Origin of the sequence: Desulfocurvibacter africanus subsp. africanus DSM 2603, from assembly GCF_000422545.1 — a bacterium.
GTDB classification, from domain to species: Bacteria; Desulfobacterota; Desulfovibrionia; order Desulfovibrionales; family Desulfovibrionaceae; genus Desulfocurvibacter; species Desulfocurvibacter africanus.
Map to the genome: position 1 here is coordinate 99495 of NZ_AULZ01000010.1, position 20155 is coordinate 119649.

Below are 20155 nucleotides of genomic sequence, written 5' to 3' on the forward strand. Positions count from 1 at the left end.
AAGATAGATACACGGATCACGCGACATTATCCAAGCATTCCCCCATTTAGATTAAGCGAGGCATTCATCCATGAATTTGACCGTCGTGCGGTTCATTGGCCTTTTTTTGACCGCGCTGGCCACTGGCGCGGTGTTCACCCACGTGTTGCAGATCGGGCCCAAGACCGAATTGCCCGGAGGCGAATTCCTGCTGGTGCATCAGCTGCTCCTGAGCAACTACGGCCCCGTGCTCAGCCTCGTGGAGGTCTCGGCCCTCTTGTCCACGGCCTACACAACCTGGGTCCTGCGCGACAGACGCGAGGCGAGGGTTACGCTGTTCACCGCCACGACCTGCCTTTTCCTTATGCTGCTAGTCTGGGGCCTGTTCATCAGCCCCATCAACATGCGTATCGAAACCTGGAATCCAGGCAGCCTGCCATCGGACTGGGATATATACCGCGACAAATGGGCCAACTGGCATGTGGTGCGCGCACTGTTTGCCGGAATCGCCCTGGCCGCACTCATCCGCTCGGCCCTTTACCATCGCCTGCCCTGGAGCAGGCCCGCCGCCCGCAGCAAGCCTACGCAGAAGTGACGGCTAGGCAGCCTGCCGTCGCTCCAACCAGGCTTCGCAGCAGGTCGAAGACGGTAGCCAGGTTGAATATGCAGGGCAGAGGCAGCTATTCCGGCTCGCTGATGTCCAGGCAGAGGATGCGCTGGCGGCCGGAGGCGTCCTGGTATGCGGCGCAGATGGTTCGGCGTGGCAGGCCCGTGGTCTGGGAGATGCCGGGATCGGTGATGTAGCGGGGCAAGCCCGCCTTAATGGATAAGTAGTATTCCTTGAGGGAGTGGTCCGTGCCCTTGCGGATGGGCTGATGCAGGAGTCGCCGCACGCCGCGCTTCAGGAGCGGATTGCTGACGGTATCGGAGATCTGCAGGCCCGACTCGTTGAGCACGTAGGCGCACTGCAGGCCGGGGTGCATGTCGAGGATACCCGCCAGTGCCGCGTCCAGCTCGGGCAGAGCCGTACGCGCCAGAGCCTCTTGCACCTGGTCGATGACAAATGCGTAAATCTTGTGCTGCTCCTTGCTCGCGTTGATCTTACGCAGCACATGGCCCTTGAAGTGCGCGGCAACGGCCTCGATGGCCGTGCTCACGTCGGGCCGCTTGGAGCCGCTCGGGTAGGGTCGAGCGAAATAGAAGCCCTGAAAAACTTCCACGCCTAGCTCCAAGAGCAGGATGACCTCCTCCTCAGTCTCCACGCCCACGGCCACGGGCAAGGCCCCGATGCGGTCGGCCGTGGCTATGAGCCCGCGCACCACGTCCTGCTTGTGCGTTGCGGAATGCACGCCGGACACCAGCCTGCGATCAATCTTGATGATATCCGGCCGCAACTCGGCAATGCGCTCAAGTCCCGAGTGCGGACCGCCGGTGCCGTCCAGCCCCAGGAGGAAACCAGCCGCGCGGCAGGAATTAGCAAAACGGGTCAGGGTCGAGGGATCGGCGATGCGGGATTCGTCCAGCTCCAGAACCACGTTGGCGGGATCGACTCCCAGGCGCTGGGCCACGTCCGACAGGGTTCCTGAGCCCACAAGTCCCCAGTCCAGGGTGGTCGGCTCGACGTTCAGGCACAGGAAGAGCTCCCTGCTCAGGGCGTGCATCGGCGCGAATGCTTCCAAGGCCTTGCGCCTGCAAAGACGGTCGAGATTGGCCAGATCGGCCTTGTCTTCGGCGAGTTGAAAGAGCAGCGCGGGAGGAATGGCTTCGCCGGAGTCGCCGATGAGGCCGCGGCTCAGTGCCTCCACGCCGAACAAGGATTTGCGGCGCAGGGACACTAGGGGCTGAAAGAAAGTGAGGACGGCCTCGCTCTTGAGGATGGAAGCCACGCTTACGTCGGCGATCCTCGGGATTTTGTCCTCGTGCGCCATGGCCCCATTCCTCATGCGCTTTGCTTGCTGCCGTGGTTTGAAGAAGACCGGGAGCCAGAGGCTCCCGGTCTAGATTGGCCAGGGTTCTTAAAGGCTGCTCTCGCCCGTGCGGATGCGTACGGACTTGGCGATGTCCAGGGCGAAGATCATGCCGTCGCCCTCTTTTCCGGTACGGGCGCTCTCGACGATCGTATCCATGGCAATGTCGGCCTTGTCGGCGGGAACGCCGACTTCAAGGCGCAGTTTCTTGAGCAGGTTCACTTCGATGACCACGCCGCGGTAGGTCTCGGTGAAGCCCTTCTGGCGGCCGCTGCCCAGGATGTTCGTCACGCTCATGGAATAGATGCCCTTGGCGTAGAGGGCCTGCTTGACAGCGGTGAGCTGTTCCGGCCGGATGTAGGCTATGATGAGCTTCATGGTGTTTCCTCGCGTTCTCGTCTGTGGCTACTCGGTGGTGAAGACCTGGAAGCCGTTGTAAGCCTCGGAGCCGTGCTCGCCGATGTCGAGGCCCCTGATCTCCTCTTCCTTGGACACGCGGATGCCCACGATTGCCTTCACGACGCTGAAGAGGACGAAGCCACTGCCGAAGGCCCACACGAAGGCGGTGCCCACGCCCAGAAGCTGGACAAGGGTCTGATTGATGCCGCCGCCCATGAACAGGCCCACATCCGTGGAGAACAGGCCGGCGGCGATGGTGCCCCAGGCGCCGCACACGCCGTGCACGGAGATAGCGCCCACGGGGTCGTCGATCTTGAGCACCTTGTCCAGGAGTTCGACGGACAGGACGACGATGAAGCCGCCGACGAGGCCTATGACGATGGCGCTCACGGGGGAGACGTTGTAGCAGGGCGCGGTGATGGCTACCAAGCCGGCCAGAACGCCGTTAAGACTCATGGAGATGTCGGGCTTGCCGAAGCGCATCCAGGAGGTGATCATGGCCGCGACGAGGCCGGCGCAGGCTGCCAGCGAGGTGTTCACGGCGATGAGGCCGATGGTGTCGTCGGCGATGGTGGTGGAGCCGGGGTTGAAGCCGAACCAGCCGAACCAGAGAATGAACACGCCCAGGGTGGCCAAGGGAATGTTGTGGCCCTGGATGGCCCGAGCCTTGCCGTCGGCGGTGTATTTGCCCACGCGCGGGCCGAGGACCAGGGCTCCGGCCAGACCGACCCAGCCGCCGATGGAGTGCACCACGGTGGAGCCGGCGAAGTCGATGAATCCGAAGCCGCTCAGCCAGCCGGCCGAGGCTTCGCCAGCCAGGCTACCCCAGGCCCAGTGGCCGAAGACCGGGTAGATGACGGCCGTGACAACGATGCTGATGACGACATAGGTGCCGAACTTGATACGCTCGGCCACGGCGCCGGAGACGATGGTGGCGGCGGTGGCGGCGAATACGGACTGGAAGAACCAGAAGGTATAGGACCAGCCGTCGAAGCCGTCCTGACCGACAACGGAGCCGAGTCCCAGAGCAAAGTTGTCGGTGCCGATCAAGCCGCCGAGGTCGGTGCCGAACATGAGGCCGAAGCCGAACAGGAAGAACAGTATCTGCCCGACGCCAAAGTCCAGGGCGTTTTTCATGCAGATGTTGCCCGCGTTCTTGGCGCGGGTGAAGCCGGTCTCCACGCAGGCGAAGCCGGCCTGCATGAACATGACGAGCATGCTGGCGATGAGCGTCCACAGGATGTTGGCGTTGGCCTGGGTCAGGAACTCAACTGCCTCCTCCTGCGCCTGGGCAAGCCCCGGCACCAGAAGCAGCGCCATGAGCGCTGCGGCCGCAACGGCGGTGCGGCCAATGCCTCTGCCGTTCTCGAACATGGAACCCATATGCGACCTCCTTACAGGGAATGGGTGTCGAAAGAACGTTCCCCCCGACGACCTGTCCTGAGCAAAGGCCGGACCAAGCAAGTTAACGTGTTTGAATCAATGACATATTTTAGGCTGTATTGTATTCTTACTAGTATCAGCTTCACCCGAATATACATATTTGTATTTTAATGGCATGAATAGCCGTAAAAAGAGCATTACTATCCCTTAATTGTTAATTATGAAGTAAGACAAGCAAACCCTAAGTCACAGGTTGACACAAACGTAAATCAGACCTCTTCCAGCATGCGTGCATATGGCTCAATAGAGTATTACAGCCACACAGGCCTAAACAGCTCATCCGTCGGGTTGCGCTCAGCAGATTTCTTCTTAGCGGGCCGACGCAGAAAATGCGCCGCAATCATATATAATTAGTATGCGGATGTCGGTTCACCGCACTTTTGACCAAGAAAACCGTTGACATGCCGCTAGGCGTGGGAGCATATTGCCGCGCATGAAGTCCACGCAGCCCCAGGCGTTCGCCACCCTATCTTTTAGCTTTTGGTATTATTATTGGTTTAGGGAGCAGCCTGTGGTCTGTAATGGGAGCGGTTTGGTACTCAAGTAGAAGAAGACGAACACCGAACACCCCAGGGGCCGCAGGCGCAAGCCGGCGGCCCCTGTTTTTTTTTCAGGGGTGCGCGGGTGATGGCCGGGCCGGGGCAAGGAGCCGCACATGTTAGCCAGCAGCAACAACATCGGGAAAGCCATCCGCCTCGAACGCATTTTCAACCGCAACACCGAGCGCACCATTATCGTGCCCTTGGACCACGGCGTGTCAGTAGGCCCCATCTCCGGACTGGTGGACCTGCGCGAAACCGTTAACCACATCGTCGAGGGCGGGGCCAACGCAGTGCTCATGCATAAAGGCCTGATCCGCTGCGGCCATCGCGGATCAGGTAAGGACATCGGCCTCATCCTGCACCTCTCCGCCTCCACCAGCCTCTCTCCCTATCCCAACGCAAAGACCCTCGTGGGCACAGTGGAAGACGCCATCCGCCTGGGCGCGGACTGCGTGTCCGTGCATGTGAACCTGGGCGACGAAACCGAGGCGCGTATGCTGTGTGATTTCGGCCAGGTGACATCCATTGCCGCTCAATGGGGCATCCCGGTGCTGGCCATGGTCTACGCCCGCGGCCCCAAGATCCGGAACCAATATGACAAGGATGTCGTAAAGCACTGCGCCCGTGTAGGCGTCGAGTTGGGTGCCGACGTGGTCAAGGTCTGCTACACCGGCAACCCGGACTCCTTCGCCGAAGTCACCGAAGCCTGCTGCGTGCCCGTGGTCATCGCCGGCGGCGAGAAGATGGATAACACCCGCGACATAGTCCAGATGGTCCACGACTCCGTGCTGGCCGGAGGCCACGGCCTGTCCATCGGGCGCAATATTTTCCAGGCCGAGGACCCGCGCCGATTGGTTGCCACGCTCAAGGGCGTTGTGCATGAGGACTGGGAAGTGGACGAGGCCATGGATTTCCTGAATAACACCCAAAAGGCGAGCTGATCTCCATGCAAAAGATCTATTTCCTGGCGGTGCCTTTCGACAAGAACCTGGTCACCCTGGCTCTGGAGTCGGGGGTGGACGGCTTGATCGTGGAGGACGAGCGCGTGGAGTCCGTGCGTCAGCTCGGGCGCACCGAAGTCCTGCCGGTCAGCTTGCTTACGACCGTGTGCCTGGAGTCCAAGGCCGACGAGGAGCACGCGGTGTCCTGCCTGCGCTCCGGCGGCAAGGTCGTGCTGCGCGCCGGCTGGGAGATCATCCCCGTGGAGAACATCCTGGCCCAGGCCGACAAGCTGGGCGTGGAGGTGGCTTCCCTGGATCAGGCCCGCCTGGCCGCCGGCATCCTGGAGCACGGCGTGGACTGGCTGCTGGTGCTGCCCCAGGCCGCGGCAGAGCTGAAGAGCATCGTGGCCGAGATCAAGCTGTCCCAAGGCGTGTACGAGCTGTCGCGAGCCGTGGTCACGGAGGTCCGCCCCGTGGGCCTGGGCCACCGCGTGTGCGTGGACACGCTGTCCATGTTGCGCAAGGGCCAGGGCATGCTCGTGGGCAACGGCAGCGCCTTCACCTTCCTGGTGCACGCCGAGACCGAGAACAACCCCTACGTGGCCGCGCGACCCTTCCGGGTCAATGCCGGAGCCGTGCACGCCTACGCGATCATGCCCGGCGACCGCACCAACTACCTGCAGGAGCTGTCCTCCGGCGACGAAGTGCTCGTGGTCGGCCACGACGGCAGGACTTCCCTGGCCACCATCGGCCGGGTCAAGGTCGAGGTGCGGCCCATGCTGCTGGTGCGGGCCAGGGTGGAAACGCCCGAGGGCGCGCGCGAGGGCGCAGTGTTCCTGCAAAACGCCGAGACCATCCGTCTGACGCGGCCCGGCGGCGAGCCCGTGAGCGTGGTCAGTCTGCGCGAAGGCGACGAGATCCTCGTGCGCCTGGATACCGCCGGCCGCCACTTCGGCATGCGCATCAGCGAAGATATCAAGGAAGCTTAAGGGAAGCCCAAGGAAAGGCCAGCCATGGAAATGCCCGATATGCCCGATATGCCGGAGACGCCCGGCAAGGCCGACAAGGCCGGAAAGCCCGCTAAATCCGCAACGAGCGACCAGGCGGAGAAACCTGTCCAGCCCGTGCAGGACCAAGCGCCAGCGCAGGTTGAGACAGCCGTTCGGACCGAGCAGCCCCAGGGCCAAGGTCAGGGCCAGGGCCAAAGCGCAGACCAGAAGTTCCTGGCCGCCGTGCGCCGCGAGATCGACTGGGTGGACGAGGAGATCCTGTCTCTGCTCAACAAGCGGGCCAGGATCAGCAAGCGCGTGGGTCGGCTCAAGGCCGGATCGGGCGACCCGGTCTTCAAGCCGACGCGTGAGAAGAAACTGCTGGACCGGCTCACGGCCATGAACCCAGGCCCCTTGCCCAACGAGCACCTGCGGGCCATCTACCGCGAGATCATGTCCTCTTCGCGGTCCCTGCAGCGGCCGCAGAAGATCGTCTACCTCGGCCCCGAGGGCACCTTCTCGCACTTGGCCGCCATGGAATATCTTGGCCACAGCGTGGAGTACCTGCCCAAGGCCAACTTCGAGGCCGTCTTCGCCGCCGTGTCGCGCGGCGAGGCCGAACTGGGCGTCATCCCCCTGGAAAACTCCCTGGAAGGCTCCGTGGGCCAGAGCCTGGACCTGTTCCACCGCCACGACGTGTTCATCCAGGCCGAGCTGTTCTGCCGCATCCGCCACGCGCTGCTGTCCAAAGCCATGCGCATGGAGGACGTGAGCGTGGTCTACTCGCACCCGCAGCCTCTGGCCCAGTGCGCTCAATGGCTGCACGCCAACCTGCCCAACGCCGCGCTCATCCCCCTGGAGAGCACGGCCGCCGCGGCGCGCACAGTGGTGGACAAACCGGGCGCAGCCGCCGTGGGCCAGAGCCGCCTGGCCGAGATGCACGGCCTGTCCGTGCTCGCCTCGGGCATCGAGGACGCACCGGACAACTGGACGCGCTTCTGCATCATCGCCGCCTCGCGCCTGGCCGACGGCCAGCCGGACAAGACCTCCATCCTGTTCACCACGCCGGACAAGCCCGGCGCATTGGCCGCCGTGCTGGCCACCCTGGCCGAGGCGGGCATCAACATGAGCAAGCTGGAGTCCCGGCCGCTCAAGAGCGAGAAGTGGAAGTACGTGTTCTTCGCCGATCTGGAGTGCGACCTGTACGCCGAGGAGCACAAGAAGGCTCTGGCCCTGCTGCGCGAGAAGTGCCACACCCTGCGCCTGCTCGGCAGCTACCCCTCCGGCCCCAAGCTCGACCTGAACAGGGAGTAGCCATGCAGCCCGTGACCATTTCCGCCCCTGCCTCCAAATCCGTATCCCACCGCGCGCTCATCGCGGCGGCCCTGGCTCCCGGCGAGTCTGAGCTTTCCGGCGTGCTGGTCAGCAATGACACCACCGGCGCGACCTTGCCCTGCTTGCAGGCCATGGGCGCGACTTTTTCGCGCGACGGCGGCGACGTGCGTGTGCGCGGCATGGCCGACGGGCCGCGCGGCGCAACAGCGGACAGCGGCAAACCCGCAATGCTGGACGTGGGCGAGTCCGGCACCACCTGCCGCCTGCTCACGGCCATCGCCGCCGCCGGACGGGGGGCCTTCGAGGTGCGCGGCGCGGGCCGCATGCACCAGCGGCCCATGGCCGAACTGACCACGGAGCTGCACTCCCAGGGCGTGGACTTCCAGTGGCTGGAGAAGGTCGGCTACCTGCCCTTCGTCATGCGCACCGAAGGCCTGCGCGGCGGCCCGGCCGCCGTGTCCCTGGAGGAGTCCAGCCAGTACCTCTCGGGCCTGTTGCTTGCCGCGCCCCTGGCCGCCAAGCCCATGCAGCTGTCCATCTCCGGGGCCAAGGTTGTGTCCTGGCCCTACGTGGCCCTGAGCCTGCAGGTCATGGAGGACTTCGGCATCCCCTTCACGGTCGAGACGCGTCAGGGCGACGCCTGGCAGCCCACGCCGTGGCGCGAGGTGCGCGCGGCCGAGCCGGGCAAGGTGCGCTTCATCGTGCAGCCCTCGCGCTATGCGCCGCGCTCCTATGCCGTGGAAGGCGACTGGTCCAACGCCTCCTACTTCCTTGGCGCGGGCGCGGTGTCCCGCGCCGTGGCCATGACCGGCCTGCGGGCCGACTCGGTGCAGGGCGATCGGGCCATTTTACGGATTTTGCAAAATTTTGGAGCTTCGGTTATATGGGATTCCGCCGGGACGGTCAGCGTTTCACCCGGCGAACTCCAGGGCATCAACGTCGATATGGGCCAGTGCCCGGATCTGGTGCCCACGGTGGCCATGGTCGCCCTGTTCGCCAAAGGCGAGACGACCATCCGCAACGTTGCCCACCTGCGCATCAAGGAATCCGACCGCCTGGAAGCCGTGGCCGGGGCAATCCGCGCCGTTGGCTCGCAGGTGGAGGTACTGCCGGACGGCCTGCGCATCGCGCCGCGCGCGCTGCCGACGGGCAAGAGCGTGGACTTCGCCACCCACTCCGATCACCGCATGGCCATGAGCTTCACGCTGCTGCGCCTGGGTGGAGTGGATGTGCGTCTGGATGATCCGCGTTGCGTGGCCAAGTCCTTTCCGGGCTTCTTTGACGAATGGGCCAAAGTGGAGCAAGGAACCTGAGCATGACCGGCGAGCGCGCCATAAAGAACGTGGCCATCATCGGCTCCCAGGGGCAGATGGGCAGACTGTTCATGAACCTGTGCATTGAACACGGTCTGTCCGTGCGCGGGCTGGACAAACCCATGGACAATATGGCCCTGGCGATGGCCATTCAGTCGAGCGAACTCGTTTTGCTGGCTGTGCCCATCCATGCCCTGGCCGACGTGCTGCTTCAGGTGAAGCCGCACCTCTCGCACCGGAATATCCTGGCCGACTTGTGCTCGGTCAAGGTCGGGCCCGTGGAGCACATGCTCGCGGCCTGGGATGGCCCGGTGGTGGGCACTCACCCGCTGTTCGGACCACGGCCGCTCGAAGGCGAGCGAGTGGTGGCGATCACGCCCGGCAGGGATGACGCGGCCCTGGACGCGGTGGAGGATTGGCTGAAGCGTATCGAGCTCAGCACGTTTCGCACGACAGCCCACGAACATGACCGGGCCATGGCCTTCATCCAAGGACTGAATTTCGTGACCAACACAGCCTACCTCTCGGCCACCGCGGGCCAACCCGACATCGAGCGGTTCGTCACGCCGTCGTTCCGGCGGCGGCTGGAGTCGGCGCGCAAGATGCTGACCGAGGATGCCGGGCTGTTCGAGGCCCTGTTCGAGGCCAACCCCTACGCCCAGGAGGCCGTGCGCCTGTTCCGCTCCCACCTGAACGTCGCCGCTGGCGGCGATGTCTCCCTATTGGCCGAAAGGGCCCAGTGGTGGTGGCGCGACGACAAACAACGGGGAGGGGCGTAAAGCTTCCGTGGTGACTGGTGTATCCAAAGGCCGCGTTCCTCCCCGAGGAACGCGGCCTTTTTTATTAATAAATTCAATAATAGGAAGGAAAGGCACATGCAGACCATCACGCTGAGGCAGACGGGCCGCTGGATGCCCGCCGACGTGCAGACGCCCATCAGCCTCTATCTGGGGCTGGTCGGCGACTCGCCCGGAATTCTTCTCGAAAGCGCCGAGGTGGACGGCCGCCTTGGGCGCTACAGTCTGATTCTATGGGATTTCCGCCTTATACTCGCCTGTCGTGGAGGCAAGCTGGCCGTATCGGCTCCCGACAAGCGGCTGGCTGCGCTGACCAAGCTGGACGGCCAGGACTGGGTTCAGGGCGTCAAGGCCGTGGCCAACGCGCTGCGCATCACGCCGCCCGAAGGCTTTGCCGATCTGCCGCCGGCCACGCGCGGGCTGTACGGCTATTTCGGATATGGTCTGGCCGGGCTTTTCGAGCCCAAGCTCGCACCAGCGGTGCGGCCGGCGGATGCCGAAGCCTGTCTGGCCCTGCCTGGCCAAGTGGTGCTCTACGACCATCTGCACCACCGCTGCTGCTACCTGAGCCTGGATGCCGAGGCAAAGCCGGAGATGAACACCGCGCGCATCCTGCGCAAGCCGGCCATGCCCATTGTGGGCGAGGTCACTTCGCGGTCCGGCAAGGAAGGCTACATGCGCTCGGTGGAGGCGGCCAAGGAGCTCATCCGCCAGGGCGAATGCATCCAGGTCGTGCTCTCTTCGCGCTTCGAGGCCGACTTCAGCGGCGACCCCTTCGTGCTCTACCGCCGGCTGCGCCAGGTCAATCCGTCGCCATACATGTTCTACCTGAAGCTGCCCGGCGTAATCCTGGCCGGCTCCTCGCCCGAACTGCTGGTGCGCTGTGACGATGGCGGCCTGGAGACGCGGCCCATCGCCGGCACCCGGCCGCGCGGAGTGAGCGAGTCCGAGGACGCGGCCTATGCCGTGGACCTGTTGGCCGACCCCAAGGAGCGCGCCGAACACGTCATGCTCGTGGACCTGGGCCGCAACGACCTGGGCCGCATCGCCACGCCGGGCAGCGTGAGCGTGCAGAAATTCATGCAGGTCGAGCGTTTCTCCCATGTCATGCACCTGACCTCCTACGTCGGGGCCAGGCTCAAGCCGGGGCTGGACGCCATGGACGTGCTGGCCTCGGCCTTCCCGGCCGGGACCCTGTCCGGGGCGCCCAAGGTGCGGGCCATGGAGATCATCGCCGACCTGGAGGAGTTGCCGCGCGGCCCTTATGGCGGGGCCGTGGGCTGGGTCGGCCTGACCGACGGCCGGGTGGATCTGGACACGGGCATCACCATCCGCAGCCTGTGGGTCAGGGACGGCAAGGTCTGCTACCAGGCCGGCGCTGGCATTGTGTACGATTCCGTACCGGAGAAGGAATGGGAGGAAGTCGGCAACAAGTCGCGGGCCATGTCCAAGGTCCTGCGCGGAGAGGAGGCCACGGATGTTTTTGCTGATTGACAATTTCGACTCCTTCACCTTCAACCTGGTGCAGGAGTTCCAGAAGCAGGGCCGCGACCCCGTGGTGCTGCGCAACGACGAGGAGCGCATCCTCGATCTGGCCGGGTCCGGTGAACTGTCCATGGTCTGCATATCGCCCGGCCCAAGCCGCCCCGAGAACGCCGGCTTGTGCCTGGAGTTCCTGGCCAGGCTGCCCAAGAGCGTGCCCGTGCTGGGCGTGTGCCTGGGCCACCAGATTCTTGGGCACTTCGCGGGAGCGCCGGTGGAGATCGCGGGCAGGATCATGCACGGCAAAACCTCCATGGTGGAGCATGACGGCCGGGGCTTGTTCACAGGCCTGCCCAATCCCTTCGAGGTCTGCCGCTACCACTCGCTGCTGGTAATGGCCACGCCCGCACACGAGAACATCGAAGTCACGGCCCGCACCGACCAGGGCGAAGTCATGGGTCTGCGCTACCGCGACCGGCCCTGGGTCGGGGTGCAATTCCACCCCGAATCGATCCTGACGCCGGAAGGGCCTAAACTGCTGGCCAACTTCCCGCAGGCAATCCTCAGCGAAGCTTAGGGGGATATTGATATGCCCGAGTTCATGAAAATCGTGCTGGAGAACCTGGCCCAGGGCCGGGACCTGACCAGCGAGCAGGCCGAGGGAGCATTCGGCCGGCTCATGGCCGGCGAGTTGTCCGAAGGCCAGGCCGGGGCCATGCTCATGGGCCTGCGCGCGAAAGGCGAGACGCCCCAGGAGTTGGCCGCCGCCGTGGGCGCATGCCTGGCCCACGCCCGCCTCGTGCCGGGCCTGTCCGGGCCGCGCATCGACACCTGCGGCACGGGCGGCGACAACAAGCACAGCTTCAATTGCTCCACGGCCGTGGCCATCATCCTGGCCTCGCTGGGGCACAAGGTGGTCAAGCACGGCAACCGCTCCGTGTCGAGCAAGTCCGGCTCGGCCGACGTGCTGGAGGCCATGGGCGTGGCCCTGGACACCGGCCCCGAGGCCGTGGGCGCGGCCCTGGACAAATCCGGCTTTGTGTTCCTATTCGCGCCCGGCTTCCACCCAGCGTTCCGGCACGTCATGCCCCTGCGCAAGGCCCTGGGCATCCGCACCCTGTTCAACCTGCTGGGACCGCTGCTCAATCCAGCCCGGCCCACGCATCAGATCCTGGGAGTGCCCAACGAGGGTTTGCTCATGCTCATCGCCGAGGCCCTGCGCCTGACGGGCGTTGAGAGCGCGGCCGTGGTGCACGGCGCGGGCGGCTACGACGAACTGACGCCCTTCGGCCCCAGCGAGGTGGCCTACGTGCGCGACGGCAAGGTCGAGCGGGCGCGGGTGGACCCGGCCGGTTTGGGCCTGGCCGACGACCGGCCCGAGGCCGTGACCGTCGCCGGGCCGCAAGAGGCCCTGAATATGCTCAAGGCCATTCTGTCCGGCAGCGGGCCCGAGTCCGCGCAAAAGATGGTGGCCATCAACCTGGCCATGGCCCTGCATCTGCTGGAGGGCATCCCACTCCAGTCGGCCGCGGCCAAGGCCCTGGAGGCCGTGCGCTCGGGACGCGCGGCCGGGCACCTCGCAACCATGGGAGTCGCCTGATGCTGGAAAAATTCCGCCAAGCCAAGCTGGACGAAATCGAGAGGCTGCGCCGGCACGAGCAGGCCGGCACCCTGCCCAGGCCCTTCAAGGGCAAACGGCCGTCCTTCAGCGAGGCCGTTCGGGCCAAGGCTCCGCGCGCCGTCATCGCCGAATACAAGCGCGCCTCGCCCTCGCGCGGCGAGATCAACCTGCGCATGTCGCCCGAGGAAGTCGCCCTGCTCTACGCCTCGAACGGCGCGGCGGCCATCTCCTGCCTGACCGAGAAGACCTTCTTCAAGGGCAGCCTGGACTTCATCGCGCTCATGGCCGGGACGGGGTTGCCCATCCTGCGCAAGGACTTCCTGTTCGACCCGCTGCAGCTCTTGGCCACGGCGGCCACGCCCGCTTCGGCCGCGCTGCTCATCGCGCGCATGATCCCGAACATCAACGACCTGTCGGCCATGATCGTCAAGGCCCGCGACCTGGGGCTCGACCCCGTGGTGGAAATCTTCGACGAGCGCGATCTGTCCCACGCCCGAGACGCCGGGGCCTGGATCATCCAGGTCAACACGCGCGACCTGGACACCCTGGAAGTCGATGCGCAGAACGCCTTCCGGCTCATCAAGGACAAGCGCCCGGGCGAACTGTGGATCGCGGCCTCGGGCATCAAGGACGAGGGCGACGCCGCGGCCCTGGAGAGCGTGGGCTACGACGCCCTGCTCGTGGGCACGGCGCTCATGGAGCACAAGGACCCCGGCCGCAAGCTGGCCGAGCTGACCGGCAGGGTGCGCGACGGAGGGCTCACGCTGTGATGATCAAGGTCTGCGGCATGACCAGGCCCGAGGACGTGCGCCTTTGCGCAGAGGCCGGAGCCGATCTGCTGGGCTTCATCTTCCACCCGGCCAGCCCGCGTTTCGTCACCCCGGACTTTCCGGCCTCCCTTGAGCCGGAGGCTCTCGGCCAGGCGCGCAAGGTCGGCGTCTTCGTCAAGGAGAGTGTGGTGGAAGTCCGCCACACCCTGGACGAAGCAAGACTCGACTACGTTCAGCTCCACGGCGGCCAGGACCAGGAATTCTGCCGCGCCGTGGGCTTTGAGCGGGTCATCAAGGTCTTCTGGCCCAAGCGCTACGCTAGCCTGGACGAGCTGGCCGAGGACATGGCCCGTTTCGCGGACTGCGCTCTGTTTCTGCTGGACGCGGGGACATCCGGCGGCGGCCACGGCAGGAGCCTGGACTTCGCGGCCCTGGCTAAGCTGGACAGTCCTCGCCCCTGGCTGCTGGCCGGCGGCCTGGGACCGAAAAACGTGCGCGCGGCCGTCGAGGACTGTGCGAAGGCGAACCTGGCCGGAGTGGACCTCAACTCCGGCGTGGAATCCGCGCCCGGGCTCAAGGACATCGAGAAAGTACGAACCGCCATCGCCGCCTGCCGGCGATGAACCTATAAAGGACGTGACACATGCAGATGCTCAAGAAGGGTTATTTCGGCGATTTCGGCGGCCGCTTCGTGCCCGAGCTGCTCATGCCGCCGCTCATCGAACTTGAGGAGGCCATGGGCCGCATCATGCCCTCCCCGATCTTCCAGCAGGAGCTTGGCCGCATCATGGCCGACTTCGTGGGCCGTCCCACGCCGCTCTACCACTGCCAGGGCCTGTCCGAGATGCTCGGCCGCAACATCTGGCTCAAGCGCGAGGACCTGGCCCACACCGGCGCGCACAAGGTCAACAACACCATGGGCCAGGCCCTGCTGGCCAAGCACATGGGCAAGCCGCGCCTCATCGCCGAGACCGGCGCGGGCCAGCACGGCGTGGCCACCGCCACGGCAGCGGCCATGCTCGGCCTGGAGTGCGTGGTCTACATGGGCTCCATCGACGTGAAGCGCCAATCCCACAACGTGCGGCGCATGAAGCTCCTGGGCGCGGAAGTGCGGCCCGTGGAGTCCGGCACCAAAACCCTTAAGGATGCCATCAACGCCGCCCTGCGCGACTGGATCGCCGAGCAGCGCACCACGCACTACTGCCTGGGCTCGGTCACGGGCGCGCATCCCTTCCCGCTGCTCGTGCGCGACTTGCAAGCCGTCATCGGCCGCGAAGCCAAGCGCCAGTTCATGGAAAAGATGGGCGGCAAGCTGCCTTACATGATCGTGGCCTGCGTGGGCGGCGGCTCCAACGCCATCGGGGCCTTTCACGAATTCGTGCCGCACGGGGAAGTGCGCCTGGTGGGCGTGGAGGCCGCAGGCACGGGCGAGCTCGGCTGCTATCACTCGGCCACCCTGACCAAGGGCGAGCACGGCGTGCTGCACGGCGCGCTCACCAAGCTCCTGCAGGACAAGCACGGCCAGGTCGAGCCTTCGCACTCCGTGGCCGCCGGCCTGGATTATCCGGGCGTCGGGCCGGAGCACGCCGGGCTGCAGGCCGCCGGCCGGGCCGAATACTACTGCGTCAACGACACCCAGGCCCTGAACGCCTTCCAGGTGCTCTGCCGCACCGAAGGCATCATCCCGGCCCTGGAATCCTCCCACGCCCTGGCCTGGGTTCTGGACAACGCCGAGTCCATTCCGCGCGGCGAGCACGTCATCATCAACCTGTCCGGCCGCGGCGACAAGGACCTGGACATCATCGAGGAAGTGCTTGGAATTTAAGAGGCCTCCGGGGTCCAGGGGGATGATCCCCCTGGACCCCGCGTTTCCGGCGCGGCCGCGTCCCTCGAAGACTCGGGCCACAGCCGCGCCGGGGGATGCGAGGAGACAGGCAGTCAACCAGCGAAAAAAAGCGAGCGTGCATATGACCACACTGACGAAATCCAGGCTGGAGCAGAAGATACGCGAGGCCAACGAGGCCGGCCGCAAGGCGCTCATTCCCTACCTGCCGGCGGGCTACCCGGATAAGGAGCGTTTCTGGAAGGAGCTTTCGGCCCTGGACAAAAGCGGAGCAGACATCATCGAGATCGGCGTGCCTTTCTCAGACCCAGTGGCCGACGGCCCGGTGGTGGAACGGGCCTCCCTGCAGTGCCTCGAAGCCGGCGTCACGCTGGATTGGATTCTGGCCGAGCTGAAGAAACGCAAGGGCGGCTTCAAGGCCGGGATCGTGCTCATGGGCTACTACAACCCGTTCTATAAATACGGCCTGGACAGGCTCGCGGCCGACGCAGCCGAGGCCGGAGTGACCGGCTTCATCGTGCCCGACCTGCCCATGGAAGAGTCAGAGGACATGACCAAGGCGCTGGCGGCCCGCGGCCTGGACCTCATTCCGCTCGTGGGCCTGAACACGAGCGAGGAGCGCATGAAGCTCTACGCCGACAATGCGCGGGGCTACGTCTATTTCGTGTCCGTGCTGGGCACCACGGGCGAACGCACGAGCCTGCCCGAGGAAATCGCCGGTCGGCTGGCCGTGGCTAAGCGCGTATTCGACGTGCCCCTGGCCCTAGGCTTCGGCATCTCCAGGCCCGAGCAGCTGACCACCTTCGGCGACACGATCGACGCCGTGGTCTTCGGCAGCTCGCTCATCAAGCATCTGGACCAGGGCGGCGACTCGGCCGGCTTCATGGCCCGCTGGAAGTAGCGCCCAAGTAACCATCGGCCCTTTTGCCACTGCTTATAAACAAACAGCCGCCGGCTTCCGCCGGCGGCTGTTTGTTTATAAAAAGGGCCCCAAGGGATCGCACCTCTTGGCGGGATGTGTTCCCTTGGACCACAATTGAACTGCAAAATGCTATAAAAAACAGGTTGGGTTCGCCAGCCTGTCTTCTGCTTAAGATTCGCCTGGCAAACCGCGTCGGCATCTGCACAAAAGGACATGGCGACCGGATGGTTTCTTTCGTGTGTCTTCAGACTCTACTGTCAAGGACCTCCCGGTTTAGGTCAGCAGTCTGATCGCTCATGGCGCGTTTCACCGTCCGCTCGATTGCATGATGCTTGAGCAGGGCATAAAGGCGTGCGCGGGAAAGGCCTGATTGGGCACAGGCTGTTCTGATGTCTCCGTGAGCGATGGCCATGAGCTGTTCGAGATAGCAGCACTCTAGATCCTCAAGGGCCGTCTTGCGGAAGTCCTTGAGTTGCGGAATGTTCTCGGGGTCTAGGATTACGGCGGTGTTCCTCATGCACACGGCCTTTTGTCGATGCTCTTCGAGCGGGGCGCGGGCCAGCCGCACCCGAATGTTGAGGGGCAAATGGCGAGGCGCCAGCATGGGCTCGCCGCCCGCCGACGTAATCGCACTCTCGATGGCGTTGGCGAGTTCGCGAACATTTCCCGGCCAGTCAAATTCACACAGTGCCTCCAGGAATTCAGCGGAAATCATCTTCGGCTTGATGCCGAGCGCCCGACAGGCACTTTCGTTGAAGTAGTGGGCGAGCCTGGGAATATCGTCCTGGCGGTCTCGCAGGGTAGGCAACTCGATGCACAGCGTGCGCAGGCGGAACAAAAGATCCTGACGAAACTTCCACACCGTGACGAGCTCATCGAGATTCCTGTTTGTCGCGGCAACCAGCCTGAAATTGCTCTCCACCTCGGTAAGTCCCCCGATCGGACGAAAACGGCGGGTCTGCAGCACCCGCAGAAAGGCCTTCTGCATTGCAAGCGGCAACTCGCCCACTTCATCAAGGAAGAGCGTCCCTCCATGCGCTTGCCTGACAAGACCTTCCGAGCGCCGGTCAGCCCCGGTGAAAGCCCCCTTCTCGTGACCTAGGAGCACGCTTTCGACGAGGTTCTCCGGCAGGGCGGCACAGTCCACGATGACGAATGGACCATGCACCCTTCGGCTGTTCTCATGTATTGCCCGGGCAAAGAGCTCCTTGCCTGTGCCTGTTTTGCCGGTAATAAGCACATTGGCCTCGGTTGCCGCGGCCTGAGCCACCAGTTCCAGACTTTTCAAAAACAACCGGCTCTCACCGACTAGTCCGGCACGCTTGAGGACCACGGGCTGCCCGCAGTTCCTCTTTTTTTCATGATAATCAAGGGCCCGTTGCACCGGCAGTTGGATTTTGGTCAGCGTAGGCGGCTTGGAGATATAGCTCCACGCGCCGTTTCTGATGGCCAGCTCGGCACCCTCGGGATCGCCCGACCCCGAAAGAATGATGACTTCGGGGCTGCCCGCGCTGTCCTTGATCTGAGGGAGGAATTCAAGGCCGTTGCCGTCAGGGAGACTTATGTCGAGGATCACTACCTCGAAGCTGTTTCCCTTAAGGAGCCTAAGGCCCTGACGCAGGGTAAAGGCGCAGTCCGCCTCATTCCCCATGCGCTTGACCACGAGGGACAACGCCTTGCAGAGCTGCACGTCGTCATCGATGATGAGAATCTTTGCCATGGCTGCTGCTCACCTCATATCGTGGCTGGCATGCTGCCGAGCACCTTGGTCAGAGTTTTACGTAAGTCGTCCATGCGAAAGGGCGTGCGGATGCAAGCGCTGATTCCCAGGTGGGCCATCGATTCCATGGGCAAGCCCGCATGGGAAGCGAAGCTGAGCACAATGGGCAGATCGGGTCTATTGAGGAGCAGTTCACGGGCCAGCTCGACCCCGCCCATTTCGGACATCGACGCCTCGCAGATGCATACGTCGAACTGCTCCGGCGCCTTACGGAAGTAGGCCAAGGCCTCGAAGGCGCTGCGACAGGCGGTCACGGTGAAGCCCAGTTGTTCCAGGGCCCCTCGGCTTCCCTGGACAACGACGGGATCATCATCCACGAGCAGCATATGCTCTTCCCTGTCCAGCGGGACGCGTCTGGCAGTCTTCTCCGGAACACATGAGAGGAAGAGAAGTCGGAAAGTTGCTCCATTTCCCGGCGTGCTCTCCACCCTCACATTGCCTCCAATGGAATTCATGATCGTACGCACTACCGCCAGTCCAAGGCCGGTGCCGGTATCCTCCTTTTTTGTCGTGAAGAACGGGTCGAATATGCGTTCAAGGTTTTCGGGCGCTATTCCAGGTCCCGTATCACGCATCTCCAATTGGATATACCGTCCCTTAGGCAGGCCCTGGCTTCCAATCTGATTCTCCAGCACTTTAGCTTCAGAAAGGGTGATGCTTAATTCGCCGCTCCTGTCTTGCATGGCTTGGGCAGCATTTGTAGCCAGGTTCATTATGACCTGATGAACCTGCGTGGGGTCTGCCAGGATGAGATCCCAGCGGCTTCGATTCTCGAAGACGATGCGGATGTCCGAGGGAAGAGAGGGCCTGAGGAGCTTCAGGCACTCTTTCACCAGGCTGCTGAGCTGAAAACAGAGTGGTTGGTCTTTCTCGCGCTTACGGCTAAGTCCCAGGATGTGGTCGATAAGGCCTCTCGCACGCTGGGCCGCGCCGAGGATTTCTTCCAGGCCCTGGAAGATGGGAGAATCCTGTGGCAATCCCTGCATGTTCAACTCGGCATGCAGAATGATGGGACCCAGGATGTTGTTGAAGTCATGGGCTATGCCGCCCGCGAGCATGCCCAGGGCCTCCATCTTCTGGGCCTGCCGCAATTGCCTCTCGAGTTGCTCCATCTCGGTGATGTCGCGCCATACGCTTACGTATCCCAGCGGCCTGTAACGCTTGCCTCGTATGCGGGCGAACGTCTGTTCGCATTTGAAGACCACGCCGTTCTTGCGGGTATTGGTGGTCCGCCCCATCCAGGTCTCGCTATACTCGAGACTGTTGATGGTATTCTCGAGTACGCGCTTCTGGTCACCGCTCGTATAGAGCGTTTCGATGTTCTTGCCCTTGATTTCCTGCTGAGCAAATCCGGTCATCTCTTCAAAGGCTTGGTTCACATATTCGATGTTCAGATCGTTGCTTAGCAGGATGAAGGCTTCCACTGCCTGCTCGATGGCCTGGACCAAGCGTACGCGCTCTTGTTCGGCCTTGAATGAGGCGGTCGTGTTCCGCACGCTGATGACTGCGCATTCGGGCTGCCCCCCCTGTCTTAGAATCGGGACGACGCGGACAACGAAATTATTGCTGCGTGACAAGACGTCTTCAAAGATGACCGGTTGGCGCATGGACAAGGCCTGCCTGAACCGACGTTTGCGTTTGGCGGCTGTTTCCTTGGGGAATAGGTTGAAAAGGGCGCGCCCAATGAGATCGCCTTCGGCGATGCCGAGGCGCTCGCACATGGCTGTATTCGCCATGAGAACCACCCCACTCGTGTCCAACACCGCGATCTGATCGGTGGTGGCGGCGAGCAGGGCCATATGCAGTGAATCCACTGCCGCCTCCCGTGTGGAGATGTGTCCATCTGAAGACTATCGCTCTTGACAAAATCGTACAAGGGCGATGTCGATATTTCGTCTCATATCGCGAGACAGATTATGGCCTATCCCAGCAAGCCCTTATAGCGGCATATTGCCCGCGATCGCCGACTTGCTCGGCTCTTCCTCGTTTTTCGTCTTGCCGGACAAGACCATATCTTGTGCCGCAAGATGAT

The 20155-nt window shown here is 63.7% G+C and carries 18 protein-coding genes; 13 read left to right on the forward strand and 5 right to left on the reverse strand.

The features are described from left to right. The first annotated feature begins 70 nt into the window (after window positions 1–70). Window positions 71–574, forward strand: coding sequence for an anthrone oxygenase family protein (locus H585_RS0107915; RefSeq protein WP_014259970.1), 504 nt, complete (start codon window positions 71–73; stop codon window positions 572–574). A gap of 85 nt (window positions 575–659) precedes the next feature. Here H585_RS0107915 and H585_RS0107920 read toward each other — a convergent pair whose 3' ends face one another. The 3 genes from H585_RS0107920 to H585_RS0107930 form a co-directional block, all read right to left on the reverse strand. Then, window positions 660–1907, reverse strand: a complete 1248-nt coding sequence (locus H585_RS0107920; RefSeq protein WP_027367431.1) for an EAL domain-containing protein — start codon at window positions 1905–1907, stop codon at window positions 660–662. An 87-nt stretch (window positions 1908–1994) separates the two neighbouring features. After that, on the reverse strand, window positions 1995–2324 hold the full coding sequence (locus H585_RS0107925) for a P-II family nitrogen regulator (protein WP_005985599.1): 330 nt from the start codon (window positions 2322–2324) through the stop codon (window positions 1995–1997). A 27-nt stretch (window positions 2325–2351) separates the two neighbouring features. Continuing rightward, window positions 2352–3728 carry an ammonium transporter gene (locus H585_RS0107930; RefSeq protein WP_051183027.1) on the reverse strand — a complete coding sequence of 459 codons (1377 nt, stop codon included), beginning with the start codon at window positions 3726–3728 and terminating at the stop codon, window positions 2352–2354. 715 nt (window positions 3729–4443) lie between these two features. Here H585_RS0107930 and H585_RS0107935 point away from each other — a divergent pair. The 12 genes from H585_RS0107935 to trpA all read left to right on the forward strand — a co-directional run bounded on the left by H585_RS0107935 (window position 4444) and on the right by trpA (window position 16322). Continuing rightward, window positions 4444–5271 carry a 2-amino-3,7-dideoxy-D-threo-hept-6-ulosonate synthase gene (locus tag H585_RS0107935; protein ID WP_005985596.1) on the forward strand — a complete coding sequence of 276 codons (828 nt, stop codon included), beginning with the start codon at window positions 4444–4446 and terminating at the stop codon, window positions 5269–5271. Window positions 5272–5276: 5 nt separating this feature from the next. Next, on the forward strand, window positions 5277–6260 hold the full coding sequence (locus H585_RS0107940) for a 3-dehydroquinate synthase II family protein (RefSeq protein ID WP_027367433.1): 984 nt from the start codon (window positions 5277–5279) through the stop codon (window positions 6258–6260). 24 nt (window positions 6261–6284) lie between these two features. After that, complete coding sequence (gene pheA, locus H585_RS0107945; protein WP_027367434.1) at window positions 6285–7574, forward strand: prephenate dehydratase; 1290 nt, start codon at window positions 6285–6287, stop codon at window positions 7572–7574. 2 nt (window positions 7575–7576) lie between these two features. Next, window positions 7577–8908, forward strand: a complete 1332-nt coding sequence (gene aroA, locus H585_RS0107950; protein WP_027367435.1) for a 3-phosphoshikimate 1-carboxyvinyltransferase — start codon at window positions 7577–7579, stop codon at window positions 8906–8908. A gap of 2 nt (window positions 8909–8910) precedes the next feature. Then, on the forward strand, window positions 8911–9687 hold the full coding sequence (locus H585_RS0107955; protein ID WP_027367436.1) for a prephenate dehydrogenase/arogenate dehydrogenase family protein: 777 nt from the start codon (window positions 8911–8913) through the stop codon (window positions 9685–9687). A gap of 96 nt (window positions 9688–9783) precedes the next feature. Next, window positions 9784–11199 (forward strand): anthranilate synthase component I family protein, encoded by a 1416-nt coding sequence (locus tag H585_RS0107960; RefSeq protein WP_027367437.1) that lies wholly within the window; start codon window positions 9784–9786, stop codon window positions 11197–11199. Next, window positions 11183–11764 carry an anthranilate synthase component II gene (locus H585_RS0107965; RefSeq protein ID WP_005985584.1) on the forward strand — a complete coding sequence of 194 codons (582 nt, stop codon included), beginning with the start codon at window positions 11183–11185 and terminating at the stop codon, window positions 11762–11764. Before H585_RS0107960 ends, H585_RS0107965 begins: the two co-directional genes overlap by 17 nt. Before the next feature lie 12 nt (window positions 11765–11776). Next, a complete protein-coding gene (gene trpD, locus H585_RS0107970; protein WP_027367438.1) occupies window positions 11777–12787 on the forward strand; it encodes an anthranilate phosphoribosyltransferase in 1011 nt (336 codons plus the stop codon). Continuing rightward, complete coding sequence (locus H585_RS0107975) at window positions 12787–13578, forward strand: indole-3-glycerol phosphate synthase TrpC (protein ID WP_027367439.1); 792 nt, start codon at window positions 12787–12789, stop codon at window positions 13576–13578. The genes trpD and H585_RS0107975 overlap by 1 nt, the downstream gene beginning before the upstream one ends. Further along, complete coding sequence (locus tag H585_RS0107980) at window positions 13578–14201, forward strand: phosphoribosylanthranilate isomerase (protein WP_027367440.1); 624 nt, start codon at window positions 13578–13580, stop codon at window positions 14199–14201. Before H585_RS0107975 ends, H585_RS0107980 begins: the two co-directional genes overlap by 1 nt. A gap of 20 nt (window positions 14202–14221) precedes the next feature. Then, a complete protein-coding gene (gene trpB, locus H585_RS0107985) occupies window positions 14222–15403 on the forward strand; it encodes a tryptophan synthase subunit beta (RefSeq protein WP_027367441.1) in 1182 nt (393 codons plus the stop codon). Between the two features lie 151 nt (window positions 15404–15554). Next, a complete protein-coding gene (gene trpA / locus H585_RS0107990; RefSeq protein WP_027367442.1) occupies window positions 15555–16322 on the forward strand; it encodes a tryptophan synthase subunit alpha in 768 nt (255 codons plus the stop codon). A 265-nt stretch (window positions 16323–16587) separates the two neighbouring features. On the opposite strand, the gene H585_RS0107995 is transcribed toward trpA, so the two are convergent. Together H585_RS0107995 and H585_RS21090 are read right to left on the reverse strand one after the other, a co-directional pair. Next, window positions 16588–18063 carry a sigma-54-dependent transcriptional regulator gene (locus H585_RS0107995; RefSeq protein WP_014259956.1) on the reverse strand — a complete coding sequence of 492 codons (1476 nt, stop codon included), beginning with the start codon at window positions 18061–18063 and terminating at the stop codon, window positions 16588–16590. Between the two features lie 14 nt (window positions 18064–18077). Further along, window positions 18078–19937, reverse strand: coding sequence for a hybrid sensor histidine kinase/response regulator (locus tag H585_RS21090; protein ID WP_051183029.1), 1860 nt, complete (start codon window positions 19935–19937; stop codon window positions 18078–18080). Window positions 19938–20155: the final 218 nt, after the last annotated feature.